This is a genomic window from Peribacillus sp. 05N428 (genome assembly GCF_056397085.1).
In genome coordinates this window covers 13,820-29,751 of sequence record NZ_JBFTMS010000049.1, presented here as the reverse complement: position 1 = coordinate 29,751, position 15,932 = coordinate 13,820, and the positions used below count along the sequence as shown (strand labels likewise).

At 36.3% G+C, this 15,932-nt stretch carries 17 protein-coding genes; 6 read left to right on the top strand and 11 right to left on the bottom strand.

The window, feature by feature from the left end:
- Positions 1–135: 135 nt before the first annotated feature.
- Positions 136–618 (bottom strand): DinB family protein, encoded by a 483-nt coding sequence (locus AC1DIV_RS26165; RefSeq protein WP_340877621.1) that lies wholly within the window; start codon positions 616–618, stop codon positions 136–138.
- A 77-nt stretch (positions 619–695) separates the two neighbouring features.
- Positions 696–1,031 carry a DUF3953 domain-containing protein gene (locus AC1DIV_RS26160; RefSeq protein WP_340878587.1) on the bottom strand — a complete coding sequence of 112 codons (336 nt, stop codon included), beginning with the start codon at positions 1,029–1,031 and terminating at the stop codon, positions 696–698.
- A 191-nt stretch (positions 1,032–1,222) separates the two neighbouring features.
- Between AC1DIV_RS26160 and AC1DIV_RS26155 the strand changes: the two genes are divergently transcribed.
- Positions 1,223–1,993: a sporulation protein gene (locus AC1DIV_RS26155; RefSeq protein ID WP_063590061.1), complete on the top strand. Its 771-nt coding sequence runs from the start codon at positions 1,223–1,225 to the stop codon at positions 1,991–1,993.
- 255 nt (positions 1,994–2,248) lie between these two features.
- Here the strand turns inward: AC1DIV_RS26155 and AC1DIV_RS26150 are convergent, their stop codons facing one another.
- From AC1DIV_RS26150 to AC1DIV_RS26140, 3 genes are all read right to left on the bottom strand, one after another.
- Positions 2,249–2,560 carry a hypothetical protein gene (locus tag AC1DIV_RS26150; protein WP_340877622.1) on the bottom strand — a complete coding sequence of 104 codons (312 nt, stop codon included), beginning with the start codon at positions 2,558–2,560 and terminating at the stop codon, positions 2,249–2,251.
- A 459-nt stretch (positions 2,561–3,019) separates the two neighbouring features.
- Complete coding sequence (locus AC1DIV_RS26145) at positions 3,020–3,601, bottom strand: TetR/AcrR family transcriptional regulator (RefSeq protein ID WP_089364843.1); 582 nt, start codon at positions 3,599–3,601, stop codon at positions 3,020–3,022.
- Between the two features lie 45 nt (positions 3,602–3,646).
- Complete coding sequence (locus AC1DIV_RS26140; RefSeq protein ID WP_318292860.1) at positions 3,647–4,144, bottom strand: ester cyclase; 498 nt, start codon at positions 4,142–4,144, stop codon at positions 3,647–3,649.
- Positions 4,145–4,362: 218 nt separating this feature from the next.
- On the opposite strand from AC1DIV_RS26140, the gene AC1DIV_RS26135 reads away from it, so the two are divergent.
- The gene (locus AC1DIV_RS26135; protein WP_340877623.1) at positions 4,363–5,628 is read left to right on the top strand and encodes an MFS transporter; all 1,266 of its coding nucleotides are present in this window, start codon (positions 4,363–4,365) and stop codon (positions 5,626–5,628) included.
- A gap of 1,346 nt (positions 5,629–6,974) precedes the next feature.
- Here the strand turns inward: AC1DIV_RS26135 and AC1DIV_RS26130 are convergent.
- The 5 genes from AC1DIV_RS26130 to AC1DIV_RS26110 all read right to left on the bottom strand — a co-directional run bounded on the left by AC1DIV_RS26130 (position 6,975) and on the right by AC1DIV_RS26110 (position 10,300).
- The gene (locus AC1DIV_RS26130; RefSeq protein ID WP_477577694.1) at positions 6,975–7,493 is read right to left on the bottom strand and encodes a histidine phosphatase family protein; all 519 of its coding nucleotides are present in this window, start codon (positions 7,491–7,493) and stop codon (positions 6,975–6,977) included.
- Positions 7,494–7,799: 306 nt separating this feature from the next.
- Positions 7,800–8,267, bottom strand: a complete 468-nt coding sequence (locus tag AC1DIV_RS26125) for a hypothetical protein (protein ID WP_340877625.1) — start codon at positions 8,265–8,267, stop codon at positions 7,800–7,802.
- 191 nt (positions 8,268–8,458) lie between these two features.
- Positions 8,459–8,956, bottom strand: coding sequence for a hypothetical protein (locus tag AC1DIV_RS26120; RefSeq protein WP_253349900.1), 498 nt, complete (start codon positions 8,954–8,956; stop codon positions 8,459–8,461).
- Between the two features lie 361 nt (positions 8,957–9,317).
- The gene (locus AC1DIV_RS26115; RefSeq protein ID WP_340877626.1) at positions 9,318–9,740 is read right to left on the bottom strand and encodes a hypothetical protein; all 423 of its coding nucleotides are present in this window, start codon (positions 9,738–9,740) and stop codon (positions 9,318–9,320) included.
- Between the two features lie 263 nt (positions 9,741–10,003).
- Positions 10,004–10,300, bottom strand: coding sequence for a hypothetical protein (locus tag AC1DIV_RS26110; RefSeq protein WP_340877628.1), 297 nt, complete (start codon positions 10,298–10,300; stop codon positions 10,004–10,006).
- A gap of 117 nt (positions 10,301–10,417) precedes the next feature.
- Here AC1DIV_RS26110 and AC1DIV_RS26105 point away from each other — a divergent pair, with 117 nt between their 5' ends.
- Together AC1DIV_RS26105 and AC1DIV_RS26100 are read left to right on the top strand one after the other, a co-directional pair.
- The gene (locus AC1DIV_RS26105; protein WP_340877629.1) at positions 10,418–11,374 is read left to right on the top strand and encodes a patatin-like phospholipase family protein; all 957 of its coding nucleotides are present in this window, start codon (positions 10,418–10,420) and stop codon (positions 11,372–11,374) included.
- A 385-nt stretch (positions 11,375–11,759) separates the two neighbouring features.
- The gene (locus AC1DIV_RS26100) at positions 11,760–12,581 is read left to right on the top strand and encodes an STAS domain-containing protein (RefSeq protein ID WP_262870477.1); all 822 of its coding nucleotides are present in this window, start codon (positions 11,760–11,762) and stop codon (positions 12,579–12,581) included.
- Positions 12,582–12,949: 368 nt separating this feature from the next.
- Here AC1DIV_RS26100 and AC1DIV_RS26095 read toward each other — a convergent pair whose 3' ends face one another.
- Entirely contained in the window at positions 12,950–13,357 is a 408-nt protein-coding gene (locus AC1DIV_RS26095) for an Lrp/AsnC family transcriptional regulator (RefSeq protein ID WP_063575111.1), read from the bottom strand.
- 132 nt (positions 13,358–13,489) lie between these two features.
- Here AC1DIV_RS26095 and AC1DIV_RS26090 point away from each other — a divergent pair, with 132 nt between their 5' ends.
- Positions 13,490–14,254, top strand: a complete 765-nt coding sequence (locus tag AC1DIV_RS26090; RefSeq protein ID WP_340877630.1) for an MBL fold metallo-hydrolase — start codon at positions 13,490–13,492, stop codon at positions 14,252–14,254.
- Between the two features lie 170 nt (positions 14,255–14,424).
- The gene (locus tag AC1DIV_RS26085; protein WP_340877631.1) at positions 14,425–15,735 is read left to right on the top strand and encodes an MFS transporter; all 1,311 of its coding nucleotides are present in this window, start codon (positions 14,425–14,427) and stop codon (positions 15,733–15,735) included.
- Positions 15,736–15,932 lie beyond the last annotated feature (197 nt).

Below are 15,932 nucleotides of genomic sequence, written 5' to 3'. Positions count from 1 at the left end.
TAAATACAATTCTTCACAAACTGATTTTGCTTAACAAAACTGACCAGCAGCAGAACATCGAAAAGGCGATCTCTAATTGAAGGACTTCACTCAATATATATAGAAACCGACTAAATTAATATCTATTTGAATTATTTATATGGAATGAGGGGAAAGACCCCGACCTATAAGGTTTGCAGAAACAGGCTTTTTCCCTAATTCCCTTGCCCAAATTGATAATTGCCCTATATGGTGAATTTCGTGAGCAATAGTATGTCGCATTATTTCCCCCCAAGTATCCGTCACAATTCTTCCATCTTGCAAGTTATCATAAAATAATTGATTTTCCATACTAGCATCCCAGTTGTTCACAAAGTTTTCCACTTCTAAATGAAATTCAGCGTCCAATTTTCGAACTTTGTTCAAGCTTTTATAACTGTCGAAACTCTCCTGAAAGTCAGTTTTACCTTGCAAGAGACGTATCCAGCTCCATTCGACATCAACAATATGGAAAAGTGTATGCAATATACTTCCCATTCCACCCGTTCGATTCCGCAGAATTTCTTCTTCACTTAACTCTTCACACCAACGATACCAGTCTTCTCTTACCATCCAGTTATATCTAAAAAAAGTTTGCAAAAATGCCCCTCCCCATTTAGAAAATAATGTAACTGTTAAAATACTATTAGTGCAATGCCAAATATCGTTAAATATTACTATTTATACAAACATAGGTTGAATTCCTTTTTCAACAATCCTGTCCTGATAGTTCCATAAGAAAAAGCTGCCTTAAGGCAGCTCCGATTTTCAGCTAACGCCCCTATTAGTTCTATAAGAAATACGGTATGTAAAAAAAAAGAAGAGAATAAAGAGATAACAATATTCATATACCCCCAAAATCCTTTTCTGTCTTTTTGAATTTCGACAAATCCTGTCACCAACATAAATGCCCCAAGGGAAAACATATAATAGGGCATTAACTCCAAGGTTTGAGCTATTAGACTATAACCTGATAGGACAATAACCACTATCGCTAAAATAATTCTAACCATTTTCAAAAATTATATTTCCCCCTAAAAAAATACTTTCTTTACAAGTCTCTCCGCATTGCACCACTTAGATATGCATAAATTTTTGTGGTTTCACTTTTTCATGGCCCATTAAACTTTGACCCCCTTCTAGAGGCGCTCATGGACCTATTATGCTATGCTATTTATAGACTTACAAAGGGGGAATTATGTACATGTCATTTTTTGATAAAATGAAAGCAAGCATCGGAATCGGTGCGGCGAAAGTGGATACAAAATTAGAAAAAGATTCATACAAACAAGGAGAAACGGTAAAAGGGAACGTGTTTGTCCTTGGCGGAAACACCCAACAGGAAATCAATGGGCTGTACATCCATGTGATGACACAGGTTTTGAGGGAACAGGATGACCGTAAGTATTTAGATGATGTTACCCTTTACAAAATAAAGGTTTCGGATGCATTCGTCATTGAAAAAGGCGAAGAAAAGGTGATTCCGTTTTCCTTGCAACTTCCGTACGAAACGCCAATCACGGTAGGGGACGTGTCTGTGTGGATGAAGACGGAAATGGATGTGACGTTCGCATTGGACCCTAAAGATAACGATTATATAAACGTATTTGAAAATGAAACAGTCAGTAGCTTCCTAAAAGCAATCGAATCATTAGGGTTTTACTTGAACAAAGTGAAAAATGTACCCTTCAAACGGAGCAAAACGGGTGTCTTTCAGGAATTCGAATACAAGCCAAAGGGCGGTCCATTCCAAAGAAGCCTTGATGAGGTTGAAATCGGATTCGTCGCGGACGCACAATCCGTAGATTTATTCATCGAAGTGGATAGAAAAGCAAGAGGACTTTCTGGGTTTTTGGAAAGTGCAGCAGGAATGGATGAATCCAAGATCCGAGTGCAATACAAACATTTCCAAAAAGAAAGTGTAGAAACAGCCAAGCAAGAACTAATGGATATACTATCCCGTTATTCTCGATAAATTGGATTTGCTTATCTGCCTTATATAAACCCCATACATCAGTTAAGATCATACCTGTTTCTCTCCAATGTATACCATATTAATAGACAGTATAGACAAAAGAAGAACTATTATAATAGATCAGTAGATTTTTCATTAAACAATAACACCTGTTAGTTAAAGAAGAAAAACTGCCTTAAGACAGCTCCGATCTTCAGCTTACGCACCCGTTAAAGGAGTTGCCCTAACAACTCCTTTAAGAACAAAATTTATTTATTAATCACTAATAATCCTGTTTTTATTTTTAAAGTAAATAAACAAATTAAATATGCTTAACCCTAAAATTATAAGAAACAAATATGAGGAAATAACATCTCCTCCTAAATTTAATTCATCAGCTATGTATCCTATAATAAGATTAATACCAGAAACAATTATTGAAATTATTGAAGTAATACTAACTGTGAATCCATTAACGAGGTTGCTCCGTTTCTTTTGAACCAATAAAATAATGGTAATAACAATTAAACTAATTATAAAAGTTATAAAAACTAATCTTAGGAAATCGTATATTTCCAACCCTTCCATAGTCATCCCCCTTACTATCCTTTTCCTATTAATTTACCACAAAAAACGATTATCCTTATGCAACTAAACTGCCCGGTAGTTCTATAAGAAAAGTGAAACTTCTTCAAGAATCGCTCCCTTTAATTGAAGAATACTTTACTAATATTACTTAGTATTGCTGTTAACTAATTGCAAAAATATCAGGTGAAAACTCAATGGTATTGTTGCTTTAAATAAAGTTTGATCAAATTGATACTAATAACCTTGATAAACGAAGAAAAAGCGTATTTTGAAAAAAGATTGATCAAAATACGCTTTTAATATAATTAATGAATCATTATTTTATTAAAAAAACTTGCCGTAACTTGGTTAATAAAAATTAGCATTACAGCTGCAATCGATTTTATAGATTGGGCTTTATACAAACCCCATTTATTCACAGAGACTGACATGATTGATAAAACTGGAATTTTGATAAATTTATTTTAATAATGATAATATCATCGCTACAGAATTATCTACAAATGAACGCTCTGGACGGGATTTCATCAACACGGTAAGTCCGATTAATGAAACGACTAGTGTCTGTGCTAAAACTTTAGCATTAAGGCTGCTTTCGAGCTCACCTGAGCGAATACCTCGGACAATCGTTTCTTGAAATATGATCGAAAGATACATCTGATGCTCCCTTGTAAGGATTTCAAATTTTTCATCGTGAGGGGCAAGTTCCACCATTGTATTAATGCAAAAACATCCCTTGTTCGGACTTTCTTTATATTCCTCTTCCACCAAATCTTCAAAAAATGTGTGAAATGCTTCCTTTACAGATAGATTGTTTTGAAGTTTTGTTCGAATATGGGAAGCATGTAGCTTTGTATATTTGCGTAATGCAGCCTCAAACAATTTCTCTTTGTCTCCAAAAGCTGAGTATAAGCTTGGTCGTTGTATCCCCATTTTGGCAGTCAAATCGCTTAGCGAAGTAGCCTTGTACCCCTTCTCCCAAAAAAGCAACATAGCATCATCCAACGCTTTTTCCTCATCAAATTCACGTTGTCGAACCATAATAAATCCCTCATTTCAAAAAAACAAAATTTCTTCACTAGATAATTAATCTTGTTCTTGATTCTTTTTTATTTGCTCAATGATTCCGAATCTGTCCACTTGAATCCAGTATTCCACTATTTTTCGATCCTCTAATCGGTATACGGCACTACCTATTTCAATAACCTCTTTATTTGTAGGCAGATAACCCTCATACTCTCCAATATGCATTCCCGTCTGCTTCCATCTGACATGAACTTTTTGATTTTGAGAAATTAATTCTTGGATTTCTATTTTAAAATTCCCCCATGAATCCATCATTTCTCTTATATGATCAGCATAATTCTCAGGTGACCTTTTAATTGTCACCATGCTTTCTGAATTCACTTGATGTGCTCTTACCTCTTTCGCCATAAAAAACTTAGCTTGTTCGGGATTGCAACCTGATCTGACAACTTCAAAGAAGCTTTTTATAATCTGTTCGTTTGTCTGCAGGAATTTTGGAGATGGTGAATCGCCCCCAGATATTTCAGTTAATTCGTTATTCCCCGGTATTTGATTCATGGATAATTAACCCTCCTTTTAATTACCAATCGGTATATTATGATTTTATTTAATTAAAGTCCTATTGTCAAATTGTGATGATTCTTTCAAGGACATCATTCAAATAACTGCATAACTTACTTGACATCAAAACGTTTTGTTGATTATCCTTATTAGGAATCATTTTATACCGAACGATATATTATACTGTTGAGTACAAAAAAAGAGGGGTGTAAGTAATGGTAAAGGTGAAGGTTAAAGAAAAAACAACAATTAAAGTTAAAGATCATGATACGAAAACAGATCAATTACAAAAAGTATCCGGATCAACCATGACTCGCTATATGGCACTATTGTTTGCAACAGCCTGTGGGATGGCTGTCGCCAACATATACTATGCACAACCGTTGCTAAACTCACTGGCGACCGAGTTCGGTATCGCCCATTCATCCATCGGCATTGTCATTACCATTACTCAGCTTTGTTACGCGCTAGGACTGATACTGCTAGTACCGCTCGGTGATCTACTGAATCGACGTCGGCTAATCATCGGTCAGTTGCTTTTATCCGTGTTGTCTCTGATTGTGGTTGGCATCGCCCCCATCATCACAGTGCTTTTCACGGGATTAGCTGCGGTCGGACTGCTTGCTGTGGTGACTCAGGTGCTCGTAGCGTTCGCATCGACTTTGGCTGCCCCAGCCGAACGTGGACGTATAGTCGGCTTGGTGCAAAGTGGAGTCGTGATCGGCATTCTGCTCGCACGAACATTCGCTGGTGTACTAACCGATCTCGCCGGTTGGCGTTCGGTCTATCTAGTTTCTGCCGCCATGATGCTCATCATGACTGGCGTGTTGTTCCGAGTACTCCCGCGTGATGAAAGCGAAAGAGAGTCACTATCCTATCCGCATCTGCTTCGTTCGGTGCTCACATTGTTCATGCAAGAACGAATCCTACGAGTCCGAGGAGTACTGGCTATGCTGATTTTTACCGCGTTTAGTACATTGTGGACTTCGCTGGTTCTACCTCTCAGTGCTCCACCATACTCTCTTTCACATAGCGCTATTGGAGCGTTTGGTCTCGCTGGAGTTGCCGGAGCATTAGCTGCTGCTCGTGCTGGGGGTCTGGCTGATCGAGGTTTAGGACAGCGAACAACCTGCATAGCCCTAGTTTTATTGCTAGCATCATGGTTCCTAATCAGCTTTACCGAACACTCACTGATCGCATTAGTCATTGGCGTTATCTTTCTTGACCTGGCTGTGCAAGCAGTACATGTCACCAATCAGAGTATGATTTTCACAGTGCGTCCTGAGGCGAGAAGCCGACTTACTGCTGCTTACATGATTTTTTATTCCATCGGCAGTGCCATGGGTTCAGTTGTTTCAACCAATATATACGCAAACTATGGATGGATTGGTGTATGTCTATTTGGTACCTCTGTCAGCGCTTTGGCCCTTTTGTATTGGGGAATAACCTACCGTCTGACGGAGCAGATTAGAGAGAAATAATACCGATTTTTATCTTGGTTTGAAATTTTTCAAGACCTAAAATCATACAAAGTTACAAAAAGGGGTGATACATATTAGTCATGTATAATAAGTATCACCCTTTTACTTCTTGTTCAACAAACACACGCTTATATACAGAGTTTTTTCAAAGCAGTGCAGCTTTATTTCAAATATACAGTATTCAATTAAATGGCCCAATTGTTGAATAACAGCACTCCTCAACCATCCTGCCCCTTTAGTTCCATAAGAAAAAGCTGCCTTAAAGACAGCTCCGATCTTCAGCTAACGCACCCGTTTGTAGAAGAAGGTACTGTGCATTAATATTCTGAACTGACTATTCTATTTCCACATTTGTTGCATTTAATTGATACAGTGTTTTCGCCCTTTTCACCGAATTGGTTACCATTAACAACTGCTATATCCCCAGATTCTTTTGAAAAAAAATCTGATAATTCTCCAAGACATCCGCACTCTGAACATGTATAGTAAAACTAATTTTCTCCCTCTTTGCGTCTAAAATCCCTGTTATGATTCCCTTTAAAATTGGTATAACATACGATTTCATCACTTTACCCCTACGTCGCTTTTTGCTTCAAATACGCATTTTTCGTTTTTTTTCTTCAACTAAACTGCCCCATAGTTCCATAAGAAAAAGCTGCCTTAAAGACAGCTCCGACCTTTAGCTAACGCACCCGTTTGTTAAACAAGGATCATCCTATTTATTACCACAATTTTTTCGAACTGCGACACAATAACTTTCTTAAACTGTAAATTCACTTTTTTATAAAGGCTGTTAAGAAGGAGTGTCATTGACAAATTTATTGCATAAAAAAAGCTGTCTAGATGACAGATCTAACTTACTGCTATTGCATCTGTTACTTCTATAATACGTTTGATGGAGTGTCAGGAAATCCCCCTAACAATCACATAGGAATGTACCCTTTTGTTAGATATACAAATATCATAACAGGAATAAAACTAAAGACCATAATTAAATTGCTTAAGGCTATTAATCTGTTGTTTGATAAAGAACCTATTACCACTCCAATTGGGTTAAGAACAAATGTTAGCATCCCATAAGATACTTCAATTTTAAAGACCAAATAAGGAATCCAAGAAACAATTCCACAGAGTAAAAAGGTAACAGATAGCCAAAAGTATATCTTTGTTTTTGGATTGACTCGACTCAATTGTTCCAACGCCTTTCAAAACAACAATATCCTAATCTTAACACAGTTTCCAAATAAAGTTACCAAACTAACCTGCCCCGTTAGTTCCATTAGAAAAGGAGCTGCTGATCAGCTCCTGATATTAAAAAAGTTAAAATTATTCAGCGCGAAAGTAAGTTAATTCAAATGCGTAGTACTATTTGAAAATCTTATAAGTTTGTATGGATGATCGGTATACTCAAGAAGATGTATACCTGTATTATTAGAATTGAACCACACATCATTAATTTCGGGTGGTAATTGAAGAAAGCTTTCAATTATTTTAGTAATCACCCCCCCATGGGATATTATAGCAATTCTTTTATAATTTGCACTGTTCTCTCTAATATAGGAAAGGACATTTTGAGCTCGTAATCTAAAATTAAATTCACTCTCCATATCTTGCATCTCTCGTAAATCATCTAAGAATGTTACTGGGCATTGGATAGTATTTGATAAAGTTTCAGCAGTTTCACTAGCACGAAGCAAGGTACTTGACCATATGAATTCTGGTGGAAACTCTTCTGATACACGCCGACACATTTTTTCTACTTGTTCAACTCCCTTAATAGTTAGTGGTAAATCTGTAGTTCCTTCATAATTTTCTTCTAGAAAATCGTCTTCTGACTCACCATGTCGAATTAATAGTATCTGCAAGATAACACCTCAACTTTGTTTTATTTATCCATATTAATAATTCAATTCAACTTTAATAAAACCTTTAAAAGCATAAAAACTGAGGTATCATAACTCTAAATCCTATTAAGGTTTATTAAGAACCTTGTTCAACTAACCTGCCCCGTTAGTTCCATTAGAAAAAAGCTGCCTTAAAGACAGCTCCGATCTTCAGCTAACGCACCCGTTAGTTTTAGTACATTTCTTCACAAATATAAGAACAAGAGCTGCCAATGCAACTCCCTTATTGAGTATAGCACCTGTTAGTTGAAGAAATCATATCCTTGCTTAGCTTCTCAAATAAACAACACTGTTTCTTCGTTCTACTTGAAAATTTAAATCATCATTACTATTAAGCATATAAACTGCATCTTTATAATTCTCAGATTCAAAAGATATACCATATCCATTATTCTCAGGATAACCATATAAATAGCAGACTACTTTTCCATCGTTCAAGAATACAATTTGATTCATTCCTTCATTTACAGTTCCGTTAATAGTATCCCATTTATAACCTACCGTTTCATATATATGATCTAACGGGGTATATGGTTCAAAGGAATATACTACATCCCAGTCAAACGGTGTTACTTCTAATAAATTTATTGTTTCAACGGAATGTCCAATTGATAACACTTCTTCTTTTAACAACTCTTCGTTTACATCCCATAAATCTTTCTTTAATAGATTTATAAAGATAGCTATACAAATAATACCCAAAGCTATAATTAATACTGTCTTTTTAGATTTCATAACTATACTCCACCTTGAACAACAACCTTCCTAACAAATATTCTATTTCATTACAACAATTATTTCTAAAAATGGAATGTATTCTTAATGAACTATCCTGCCCCGATAGTTCCATAAGAAAAAGCCGCCTTAAAGACAGCTCCAATCTTCAGCTAACGCACCCATTACCTGAAGGATAACATTGTATAAAACTACCTCATTGCACTTCCCAACATAACCATGCCAATAAACCCATATACAACGGTAACTCCCAAACCATACAAAATTAAGTTATCTTTTTTAAATAGTCTGATCAGTTCAAAGAAAGAAATGACAATCCGTAAAACCAACAATAATCCAAATATACATAAAAATGACATCCCGAAAGCCATTGGAATCTCTGTCACTAACCTCATGCCATCTGACTTATCATTTGAGATTACTCCAATTCCCATTCCAATATAAATCCACAAAAATGACCTCAATATCAATGTAAAGAATAAAATGTAGTAACGGTGAACATTAGGTGCTAAAGAAGAATCCACAGACGTCATCCATTTTATAAAATACTTGATACATAACCTACACGAAATAATAGGATGTAACCACGCAAATATAAAATCTGTTTCATCGTCCTTAACATAAGAATTCTTTCCAAATGTCATATTAATTATATTTGATTCATTTTTCTTGTTTTTTTTCCTTTTCATCTTCAACAACCAATCTAATAGTCATAGTATAAATCGATATTCTTCAATCGAAATTATAACATAAACGAGAGTAAAACCTTTTCTGTGTTAAAGAGTCATTTAGGTATAAAACAACATTGCATCAACTGCGTTCACCTTCCTCAGGAATACGAAATACCCAGTTCCAAATTTTTACATTACATTGTTGTGGAGTTTATATAGAAAAGGTGATGCAACAACCATTATGAAATATATTTTCCATTCCTTACTTTAATGAATTGATTTAGTGCAAAATCCAATGCGTTAAATCTTTATAGTCCTCAACAATAATTAAATAAAACGAGAGCACACTTGCATAATATGACTCTTCATTTATAAGCTCTTATAGGCCACCATCTAAACCGTCAATTTTCACCCCTCTACTCCAATCACGATCGATTTTTAATTCATTATTTGTAGTGGATATGGTTAATTCTCCTTCTTTTTCATAAATTTTAGATGAATTCTCGTCATAAACTTTAAATGTTGTTGTATATAAGTAATCTATTTTGCCATCACCATTTTTTCTTTGTTCTTCAAGTTTCACATCTTGTACTTCTATACTTTTATTAATTTGTTTGGATACCAATTCTGGTATTTGAAATTTCCGGTTAGCGATTTCAGCATTATATTGTTCTTCTGTTAAATATAATTTAATCTTTTCTGCGATTTCATCAAAAGTTGGGGGATTGGACGGATCTTTAATAGTATATAGTTCTTTACTATAATTATTAAATAGTATTTCTGCCTCTTCTACTTTGACCACATTTTCCTCTTTTAGGGGTTTTTTTCTTCACTGTTTTCTTTGATCACATCTTTGTTACAAGCAACTGCACTAATAAACAATACAACCAAAAACAATAAACTAAGAAATTTCTTTATGATAGCCACCTCATTATCTTCAAATGAATCTACACTCTACATATTCTATACAAATTATGAATTACCCTTGTTCAACTAATCTGCCCCGTTAGTGCCTCAAGAAAAAGCTGCCTTAAAGACAGCTCCGATCTTCAGCTAAAGCACCCTTTAGTTTAAGTGTAACCCTTCACAATATTGTTGTTGGAAAAAATGATCTCCATCTTGAGGGGTCGCAAGATATTTAATAATAATCAATTCCTTTTGTGCACAGGTTGCAAAAGAACCTGTTTGAGGACGGAACAGGCAGCCGTAGCCTACCGCTATGGCTTTTTTATTTTCTTTCAAGTTTTTTTGGTTGTACTTTCTGTCTTTCCCATCACCCATTACAAACAAAGTACGTACATAATAATTCTGTTTGGCTTGCCCGTACTGCCACTCAAACGTAGTCCCCTCTATCATCGTCATAGTTTTTTATATACTCGGTGAAGTCTTTCCTTGGATGTTTAGCTACATAATCCGGCTCCTGAAAAATAAACATATACTGAATGATATTTGTGACCAGATTAGAAAGGAGAAATAGCTTTGACAAAATATCGGATCATGTCCTTTGATGGAGGCGGCACTTTAGGTGCTTTAAGTTTACAACTTTTGAACAGACTGGCTCGGCAAAACCCAAAATTAATTAGTCGAACCAATGTTTTTTCGGGAAATTCAATCGGTTCATTCACTGCCCTTTCGTTAGCAAGTGGAAGATCGCCGAAGGAGACACTCCAGTTTTTCAAGGATAAAATCCTGCCTGCTTTCAGCGTTTCCCGACCAGGTGGACCTGTTTTTAACCAACAATTGCCATATTCTGGTTTCATTAAAGCGGTACAAACATTTTTCCCATCAGATCTTCTCCTCAAAGACTTAAAAAGACGAATTGTTGTACCTGCATTTCATTTATTCTCACCGGAGCTGAATCGTTGGACTCCTGTGTTATTCCACAACTTTCCTGGCTCTCCCTATTTAAATGAGAAAGCGAGTGATGTAATACTACGGAGCAGTGGTGCTCCCGCGACGCAACGAGCCTATCAAAACTACGTGGATGGGTATACAGTAGCAACCAACCCCAGTACAGCCAGTATCGCATTTGCGGTGGGGAAAGCCAAACAGCCGTTGGATCAAATTGCGGTATTATCCATTGGAACAGGTGAAGAGCCGACTCGATTAAGAAGAGATACGAAGGGGTGGGGGATGGTAAGTGCAGATAACATACGTCCCGAAAATATGAAGAACCTTCCCCCAAATTGGGGAGTTCTTTTGGACCGAGCTCCCAATGAACCCTTACTGCCATTTCTTCAGATTGTCGCTAGTGGATCCGGTTACTATGAATCCATGGTCAGTTCTCAGCTTCTAGGAAATCGTTTTTTTCGGTTAAATCCACGGATCCCTAATTTCTCCAAAACGGACCCTTCTGTGGTTCCAGCTCTCATTTCAATTGCTAACAAAACAAATTTAAATCCTGCAGTTCAATTTATAGAGAAAAACTGGAATTAATAAAGTTATCCTATAAATCTGATTGAATTTTTGTTTTTATTTCAAGCATTCGGATTTTTTACAATAAAATCAGCCAGAACCTGGCTGTTTTTATTTATTCAGTTCTTCTTCAACTAAACTCTCTACTAATGTAAGGAAAATATGCCAATGTACATTTCTTTAATTGAACAACCTGCCCCGTTAGTGCCATATGAAAAAGGCTACCTCAGCAACCTTCCTTATTGAAGTAAAGCACCCGTTAGTTTAAGTAGAAATCTTCACAATATTAATTTACATAAATATCATCCATTTTCCTTTAAATTAGAAGTTTTTTGTGTAAATGGGTTTAGTAATTAAATAATAGGGTATTTATGATTTGGCATATTTAAAAGAAGGAGATTAAATTATGGATTTGTCACTTGATATATATAAATTAATGAAATTCATCGAAGAAAATAACGAGGATTTTGAAGATTCATTATTAAACGAAGCATCTAATGTGAAAGACAAAATTAAAGAAATATTAATGGTAGGTAATATTGACCTGATAAATAATGCCCGTAAGCTGGTTCGATACATTATTGAGGGTGAAGAACAAGAGCTTCAATCATTTGCTAAACAAGAAGGTATAGCTTGGGCGACACACGAAATACCATTAACTTTCAAATTAGAGTGGATGCAAGCCATTCGAAGAACTTTGTGGAAGTTCCTACAAGGATATAACGAGGTAACGAATCACGTTATAAATGAAGATTTTTTTTCGGTAGAAAAACAAATAAATAATCAAGTAGACAGGTTTTTAAATGTTTTTTTTATCACATATTCTCAATACAAAGATTCATTGATAATGGCTCAAAGAGAATTGGTCGAAAATCTTTCTGTGCCAATAATCCCAATAACACCCACTATATGTATTTTGCCTTTAATTGGTGCGGTTGATCTTTACCGAACGAATATTCTAGAGGAAAAAGTTTTAATAGAGATTGGAAAATTACGTATTCAAACATTGATTATGGACTTATCTGGAATTATGGAAATGGAGACTGAGGTAATTGATCATTTAATGAGGATTATTGACGGCACTTCATTAATGGGATGTACCACTGTGATTACCGGGTTAAGAGCTGAAGTGGCTAGCAATATGATACGCTTAGGAATGAGATTGAATGAAAAAGCACAAACATTAGGAACTTTACAACAAGCGTTGAATAAATACTTAATATGTTGAATACGGAGAATCTTAGAGGAGGGTCGCTTTGCCGACTCTTTTTCCTTATTCAATATATTCTGACCAACTGTCTAAATATTTTTCCTGCCTAGCAGTTACATCTTTGTATAAAAAATATAGTTAGGCATTTAATTCAACACCAATCAATTCATTTTCTTCTTCAACTAACCTGTCCTATAGTTCCATAAGAAAAAGCTGCCTTAAAGACAGCTCCGCTCTTCAGCTAAACCACCCATTAGATTAAGTACAGTCCTTCATATACTAACTTGTGAATAAGAAAACGAGGTGTCCCTGCTGCCTTCGTTGTTCAATTCAAGCCTTATAAGTTTAAATGTGACTATTCACAAATATCCATGTTTATTCATGCCCTACTTACTTATAACGATCGATAATTTATAGTTTGCATACTTGTTTAACTCTAATAAAAATTGATTTAACGCTTCATTACTTGGAAACCTGCACTCCAAAAGATAACAGCTATCTCCACTGATTTTATAATTATTGATGACATACCCCTCCTTTGTTCGGATAAAAGAGAGATAAGGTTGATGATGTGTACCTTCTATATAGATATTGATAAAGGCATACGTAAAGCACCCTAATTTCGCTTGATTCACTTTAATGCTATAACCCTCAATAACCCCATTGTCCTCTAATTTCTCCACTCTAGCTGCGGCTGCTGGTCCTGTTAAGTGAACTCTCTCCCCTAATTCTTTCATCGTAATCCGGCTATTGCTACATAACTCCTCTATAATTCGCTTATCTGTTTGATCCATCTGAACGTCAACTCCTTTCAAAAATAAAGTCAAACGACTAAAACACTTTAATTTATCTGTGTATTTGAATCCTGCTCATATTATACACTTAACACTGTTAGGGAACACATGAAAAGAAAGGGAGTTGTAAAGATGAAAATTACACAAATTCGAAATGCAACGATAGTTGTAGAATATGCAAATAAAAAGTTTTTAATTGATCCGATGTTAGCAGAGAAAGGTACGTACCCGTCCTTCCCTGGTACGATTAGGCAAGATCAAAACAATCCTTCAGTGAGTTTACCAACCTCTGCTGACGATATTATTAGTGGAGTTGATGCAGTCATTGTGACTCATTTACATTTAGACCATTTTGACGAAGCAGCGCAAGGACTATTACCAAAAGATATTAAAATGTTCGTTCAAAATGAAGAAGATGCAAAGGAAGTCCAAAATACCGGGTTCCACAATGTAGAGGTATTAACAAAGGACACTGTCTTTGAAGGCATCCAATTAGTTAAAACAAGAGGCGAGCATGGAAGAGGAAAAGAACTATTAAAGCGTATGGGGGAAGTATGTGGCGTTTTCTTTAAACATCCAAGTGAAAAAACATTGTACGTAGCTGGTGATACAGTCTGGTATGAAGGTGTACAGGATGAATTGGAAACCCATAAACCAGATATTATTGTTGTCAATGGCGGAGATAATCAATTGATAGAATATGGTTCTCTCATTATGGGAAAAGAAGACATCTATGAAGTACACAAGGCGGCTCCTAATGCTAAGATTATTTCTGTTCATATGGAAGCTGTTAACCATTGGACACTATCTAGAGAAGAATTAAAAAACTTTAGTAATGAAAAAGGATTCTCAAGTAATATGTTAGTACCAGAAGATGGTGAATCCTACAAATTTTAATATGAACACCGACAAATAGTTTCACGTTCCTATTTAAAAATAAGAAATAAAAGAAGCTCATAATTATCGAAATTTAATTATGAGCTTCTTCTAATTACAATATGAAATGTTCCAAGGATGACATCCAAACATGAAAAGCTACAAGGATATTTCGTTAGGAGGTAAAGTTCATGACAATGTCAGCAAAAGATACGAATGCCTCAACACACCAGCCTATATGGCTGCAAGAATATATTGATTCACCAGAAAGACAAATACACCTTTATAAAAAAACATTAAGAATTTTGATTCTTTCACAAATCTTTGGGGGAGCAGGACTTGGAGCCGGTATAACAGTAGGAGCGCTTCTTGCACAAGACATGCTAGGGACTGAAAATGCGGCAGGAATTCCAACTGCCCTATTTACTTTAGGTTCTGCAGGAGCTGCCCTGCTTATAGGCCGGTCTTCGCAACGTTTTGGCCGCAGAGCAGGACTTGCAGGTGGTTTCCTTGCAGGTGGGTTAGGTGCTATTGGTGTTATAATTGCAGCCTTAACCAACAGCATCCCACTTTTATTTATTTCTCTTTTTATTTATGGAGCTGGTACAGCGTCTAATCTACAAGCGCGATATGCAGGTACAGACCTTGCAACAGATAAACAAAGGGCAACTGCTGCAAGCATGGCCATGGTTTCCACTACCTTGGGTGCTGTTGTTGGTCCTAACTTGGTCAATAGAATGGGGGAATTTGCGGATTCAATTGGTGTTCCAACCTTGGCTGGCCCCTTTATCTTGTCAGCAGCTGCTTTTATTATTGCCGGATTATTTATCTTAATTTTACTTCGTCCAGACCCTTTGGTTGTGTCCACAGCTATTGCGAATGCAAAGAAAAAAGACGATAGCGTACAGACAGGGACAAATTTAAAGAATGCTACCATAAACAAAAAGGGTGTTGTTGTTGGGGCTGTAATTATGATTTTGACTCAATTTGTCATGGCAGCCATTATGACAATGACACCAATTCATATGGGACATCATGGTCATGGTTTGGGAGAAGTAGGATTAGTTATAGGTTTCCATATAGCAGCTATGTACCTTCCTTCACCATTGACAGGTATATTGGTAGATAAGCTTGGCCGCATTACTATGGCTGTTGCTTCTGGTGCTACACTCCTAGCCTCTGGATTGGTGGCAGCTTTTACACCGGTAGGATCAATGCCACTGCTTACCCTGGCGTTAGTACTGCTAGGTTTAGGCTGGAACTTTGGTTTAATAAGCGGGACTGCTCTCATTATAGATTCAACACACCCATCTGTGCGTGCAAAAACACAAGGATCAGTCGATGTACTATTTGCACTGTCAGGAGCAGCTGGTGGGGGGGTATCAGGAATGGTAGTCGCTCATTCTAGTTTTGCAGCATTATCACTTTCTGGAGCCATTCTGTCACTAGTGCTTATTCCTGTAGTTGTTTGGTCTCGGAAAAGTCCAAGCAAAGAGCTATGATAGTTAGACTAATGTAGATATATCCCTATATAGTGAAATAAAAATATTAACAAGGCAGCTTTCAGCAAGAAACGGAAAGCTGCCTTTATTCATATAGGAAGGTAACTTATAAAAAACAAGCTTCTAAAGAAGCCAGGAGCTGTATAAGAAAATGAGGTTTTATGGAATCTCTTGTTCAACTAACCCGCCCCGCTAGT

What these genes read in the sequence shown, in the direction of transcription:
- AC1DIV_RS26100 (WP_262870477.1), top strand. Translation starts at nt 11,760, where the DNA reads ATGGATTTGTCACTTGATATATATAAATTAATGAAATTCATCGAAGAA.
- AC1DIV_RS26110 (WP_340877628.1), bottom strand. Translation starts at nt 10,300, where the DNA reads ATGACGATGATAGAGGGGACTACGTTTGAGTGGCAGTACGGGCAAGCC.
- AC1DIV_RS26155 (WP_063590061.1), top strand. Translation starts at nt 1,223, where the DNA reads ATGTCATTTTTTGATAAAATGAAAGCAAGCATCGGAATCGGTGCGGCG.
- AC1DIV_RS26125 (WP_340877625.1), bottom strand. Translation starts at nt 8,267, where the DNA reads ATGAAATCTAAAAAGACAGTATTAATTATAGCTTTGGGTATTATTTGT.
- AC1DIV_RS26120 (WP_253349900.1), bottom strand. Translation starts at nt 8,956, where the DNA reads ATGAAAAGGAAAAAAAACAAGAAAAATGAATCAAATATAATTAATATG.
- AC1DIV_RS26135 (WP_340877623.1), top strand. Translation starts at nt 4,363, where the DNA reads ATGGTAAAGGTGAAGGTTAAAGAAAAAACAACAATTAAAGTTAAAGAT.
- AC1DIV_RS26140 (WP_318292860.1), bottom strand. Translation starts at nt 4,144, where the DNA reads ATGAATCAAATACCGGGGAATAACGAATTAACTGAAATATCTGGGGGC.
- AC1DIV_RS26150 (WP_340877622.1), bottom strand. Translation starts at nt 2,560, where the DNA reads ATGGAAGGGTTGGAAATATACGATTTCCTAAGATTAGTTTTTATAACT.
- AC1DIV_RS26160 (WP_340878587.1), bottom strand. Translation starts at nt 1,031, where the DNA reads ATGGTTAGAATTATTTTAGCGATAGTGGTTATTGTCCTATCAGGTTAT.
- AC1DIV_RS26090 (WP_340877630.1), top strand. Translation starts at nt 13,490, where the DNA reads ATGAAAATTACACAAATTCGAAATGCAACGATAGTTGTAGAATATGCA.
- AC1DIV_RS26145 (WP_089364843.1), bottom strand. Translation starts at nt 3,601, where the DNA reads ATGGTTCGACAACGTGAATTTGATGAGGAAAAAGCGTTGGATGATGCT.
- AC1DIV_RS26085 (WP_340877631.1), top strand. Translation starts at nt 14,425, where the DNA reads ATGACAATGTCAGCAAAAGATACGAATGCCTCAACACACCAGCCTATA.
- AC1DIV_RS26095 (WP_063575111.1), bottom strand. Translation starts at nt 13,357, where the DNA reads ATGGATCAAACAGATAAGCGAATTATAGAGGAGTTATGTAGCAATAGC.